2 protein-coding genes are annotated in these 4,455 nt (G+C 70.9%); both read right to left on the bottom strand.

Annotated elements, in window-relative coordinates:
- Positions 1-3,875 (bottom strand): alpha-(1->3)-arabinofuranosyltransferase domain-containing protein (locus WA944_RS19250; protein ID WP_526647237.1); only part of this gene is annotated, 3,875 nt, incomplete at its 3' end.
- Between the two features lie 85 nt (positions 3,876-3,960).
- Positions 3,961-4,134, bottom strand: coding sequence for a DUF2613 domain-containing protein (locus tag WA944_RS19245; RefSeq protein ID WP_014813542.1), 174 nt, complete (start codon positions 4,132-4,134; stop codon positions 3,961-3,963).
- Positions 4,135-4,455 lie beyond the last annotated feature (321 nt).

The following is a 4,455-nucleotide window of genomic DNA, read 5'->3' as shown; positions in this document are numbered from 1 at the left end:
ACCGTCGGCGGTTGCCACGGCCGGGCGGCGCCAGCGGGCGCCCCGGGACGTCGGGACGGCAGGAACGCCAGCGCGACCAGAAGGGGAAGCAGCGCAAGCCCGCCGATCAGGCCTGCCCGATAGGTCGAGTTGGAGTCGAAGCCCAGCGTGACGGTGCCTGCGGTGCCCTCCGGCAGTACCCAGCCCTGCTGCCAGCCGTTGACGGTGACCGGGGTGAGCCGCTCGCCGTCACCGCTGCGGGCGCTCCACCCCGGGTTGACGCTCTCGGGGACCACCAGCACCCGGGTCGTATCCGAGGCCGGCACCACGACATCGCGGTGGTCGCTGGTCCAGCGGCTGGTGTCGACGGAAGCCGTTGTGGCCGAACCCAGTCGGTCGGCCAGCGGACTCGCCAGCTGAACCCCGTCGACGATGAACGTCGGACCCGGGCTGATCAGCAGCTCCTGCTGGCCGACGGGCAAGGTGATCGGTCCGCTGCAGGGCCGTGCCGGGATCGGTTCGTTGTCGAGTAGCGCGCCGACGGTGGTGCTCACCGAGGTCTGCACGAACTGCCCGGCGACACCGATGATCGGGCCGCGGCCGCACGCCAGGCTGATGGTCCGCGCCCGGTTGGTGGCCGCGTCGGCGGCGGCGATCGGCGCGCCGCGCGCATCAAGAGCCACGATCTCTGCCAGCCCAGGAGGCTTGAGCTGGTCGAAACCGAGTGCGGTGCGGTCGATCACGTCGTGCCAGTCCAGCAGCGACACCGTGATCGAGTCGGTGACGCGGGATTTCAGTCGCATTGTCTCGGTGCCCTGGCCGAGGCGGCGCACCTGCGGCCCGTCCCCGAGATCGACGGCGATCATCGTCGGGTGCGCGGGCAGCTCCGACGAACTCGGTGTCACCCGCAGCGCCGCCACGTCCTGCGGGGCGGGCAGCGCCAGCTCGAGGGTCGGCGGGGTTCGCGGCCCTACGATGCGCTGCGGAGCGGTCCACGCGGTGCCCGGATCCCCGTCGGTGGCCGCGTACGCCGAGCCGAGAACATCGATGGGATCGGAATCACCTGCGGCTCTGACGGTTCGGGGCTGTGCGATGAGGTCAGCGAGGTTGGGGCCCTGACGGGCGCGCACCCAGACGGTCGGGCTGACCTCGGTCTGCTCTGGCACGGTCAGGGTCCGACTCAGGTTGAAGGGCTCCTCGGAGGCCAGCGCCACCGCTGCAGCACACCGGATCCCGGTCGGGCTTTCGGCGCAACCCGAGCGGCCCAGCAATTCCGATCCCAAATCCCATTGGGCCACCGCCGAACCCGGCGGTGGGCCGGGGACCTGCACGGTGTGGCGCAGATCGACCGGATGGGCGAAACCATTGGCGTCGTACTGGGTGACGGTGAAGTCGGTGATGCCGAACTGCACGCCGGGGGAACCGTCGTCGGTGGCCACGGCGGTGATCCGCACCCAGGGCGACTCGCCGTAGGGAAGCGCGACGGTGACCGGTTCGCCTGCCTCGTCGAACCGCACCGTGGTGGTGCCGTTGACGGTGGCCACCTCGAGCCGACGCACCTGGGCGCCGACAGCGGTGGCGCTGGGCGTGATCGTGAGGGTGGCGTTGGTCACCGGGCGGTCGAAGTCGACCTGGAGCCACTGGCCCACCGCGCTCTGCAGTGCGTTGGAAACCCAGCTGGTCGATGAGTCCCCATCGATCGCCGCAGGCGGCGCCGTGGCCGGCGAGACATTGGGCAGCGCCGTGGGATCCGATGCCGAACTGGACACCGAGACGCGCCCGCCGACCCACTGCCCGTAGATCGGTTCGGTGTCACCGGTGGGGTAGTCGGGAACCCGATTGAACGTGTTGCGGGGATCTCCGGCGGCACGAATCGCCGACGAGTGGTCGTCGACGCGGCCGTAGTCGGTTTCACGTGCCAGCGGGGTGTCGGTGACGGTCACGACCGGCGCGGACAGCCCGGCCCGTAGCGCTTCGGAGGTCAGCAACAGCGGCCCCAATGGTGGCTCACCCGAAAGCCTTCTGCGCTCGTCGAGCCGTAGCACCGCTTCGGGCCCGCCGTCCACGCGCGCCATCGAGTCGGTATCGGCCACGTACGGAGCAGCCGCGTCGGCGGCGCCGTCCACCGCGTAGATCTCGATCGCGGGGTAACGCGGCCGCATGCCGCTGTCGGCCACGAAGCCCTCCAGGCTGCCTGGTCCGACGGGCTCACCGAACTGTGCCACCTTCGTCAGGCCCGGCGAACCGTCGATCGCCCGGTGAACCAGAATGGGACGCGCCGACCTGGAGGAGTCAGGATCCAGATCATTGCGCACCACCAGGTAGGAAATGCCTTGTCGTGCAAGGGTGTCCGCGAGACCGGCGGACGGCCTCCCGGCCGCGAACAGCCGCTGCACGGAGTCCAGTGAGCGGATCGTCTCCGGCGGGGTCAGGGGGATGGAATCGCGAACACCCCACGGGCTGCCGCCCAGGACCTGCAGCGGCTCGTCGTGGCTGTTGCCCCACACCTGCGTGGCGAACGGCGCGCCCGGAACCACGAGCACCCGGCCGGCCACGGGTGAGCCGGAGTTGTGGGCGTCCAGCCAGTCCGCGGTCTCGTGCCAGTACCGCGGGATCGCGTCGAACGCCCCGGGCGGTGTCAGCCGGCCGGTCCAGGCCAGCGAGGTGGCGGCGACCAGCGCGGTCAGCACCACCACGCCCACGGCGACACGCTTGTCCTTCTCCGGGTGGGCCAACGCATCGCGCCACACGGGGCGCGGCGCGCTGCCGGGGAGCGGTATCCGTCCCAGCAGGTGGGCGAGGCCGAGCACCAACGGCAGTCGCAGCAGCGGTTCCAGCTTGTGCAGGTTGCGCAGCGGCGTGCCGTCCCCGTCGAGGAACGCCTGGACCTGCTGCGCGACCGGTGAACCCAACCGGCCGCTGTAGCCGGCGGCCAACGCCACGACGCCTACCGTCAGGATCGTGATCAGCCTGCCCTTCGCGGGCATCGTCCGCATCGCGAGACCGGCCAGGCCGCCGGCCGCGACCAGCGTCGTCGCCAGCACCGCGACCGAGCCGGTGACCAGCGGTGCGCCCGCGGTGGCGGTGGGCGCCACATACGGCGTCCACGCGCCGGTGCCGCGCAGCATCTCGGTCAGCGACATCCAGCGGGTGGTGACACCCGAGGACTCGATGAAGTCCAGGAACGGCGGGCTGATCCGGCCCAGGTGCACCAACGCGACGACCCACCATGTGACGGCCAGCGCCGCGCACAGCAGCCACCACGCGGTGAAACGCCGCCACGTGGCGTTCGGGCGATGGCAGGCCAACCACACCACCGCGCACAGGCACGCGGTGAGCGTGGCGACCGCGTTGACCGCGCCCATCAGCGCGATGGCCAACCCGGAGCGCGCGGCCAGCACGCGCATGCTCCGGCCTTCGCCCGCCCTGTCGACAACCCCGCCGCGAAGCGCCAGGATCACCGGCAGCAACACCCACGGCGCCAGCATCATCGGCAGCGTCTCCGATGAGATCGCGCCGATGGTGGTGAGCACCCGCGGGGAAAGCGCGTAGGCGGTCGCGGCGATGACCCGCGAGGTGGTGCTGCCGATCCCCAAGGCTTCGGCGACCCGCACCACACCCCAGAAACCGACGACGAGCAGCAGCGCCCACCACAACCGCTGGGTCACCCAGCCCGGGACGCCGAGCAGGTCGCCGGTGAGGAAGAAGGTGCCGTGCGGAAACAGGTAGCCGTAGGCCTGGTTCTGGGCCTGACCGAACGGCAGGTCGCTGTTCCACAGGCTGAACGCACGCGTGAGGAAGCGCAGCGGGTTCGCGGTGAGATCGAGCTTGGTGTCGGGTGAGATCTGTCCCGGTGACTGGGCGAAAGTCAGGACCAGCGCCGCCGCAGCGGCCACCCACAGCCAGCGCCGGGAGAGCGGCTCGAACGCTCCGGGGCGGGATCGGCTGTCGGCGGAGCGCAGGAGCGTGGCGAGCCGGGATCTAACTTCTGTCGCCGTACTCGACCCTGTTGAGAACCGACGACGCCGGATCGCCCGCCTGCAGCGGAGGCTTGGTGTCCTGCTGCACCATCAGCGTCACCCCGAACACGGCAGCCGCGCCCAGCAGCAGGCCGACGACAATGCTGGCGGCAGCAGGCACGAGAAACCGATCCATGAGCCTCAAACTAGCACGCGCCGCGTCACGGCCCCGGTGGCACGATCAGCACCGGATGATGCCCCTTACGCAGCACTTGATCGGCCACGCTGGACTGGATCAGCGCATCGAGACGGGCGGGGCTAACGCCGCGGCCGTGGCTGCCATTAGTCTCGGGACGCATGGTCATCCCCCGAACTCGATGGACAGCCCCCGGTGCCCTGCTTGCGGTGGTGGCGACGGTCGCGCTCGCCGCGGGCTGCACGTCGGCCGACGACCAGGCCGCAGCACCATCCAGCGCGCCGCTGGCGATGGCTGCCGGCCCGGTCCCGAACAACGCCC

The sequence above is a fragment of the Mycobacterium sp. genome, from assembly GCF_049683355.1.
In the GTDB taxonomy this organism is placed as follows: domain Bacteria; phylum Actinomycetota; class Actinomycetes; order Mycobacteriales; family Mycobacteriaceae; genus Mycobacterium.
This window is presented reverse-complemented; position numbering and strand designations above follow the sequence as displayed.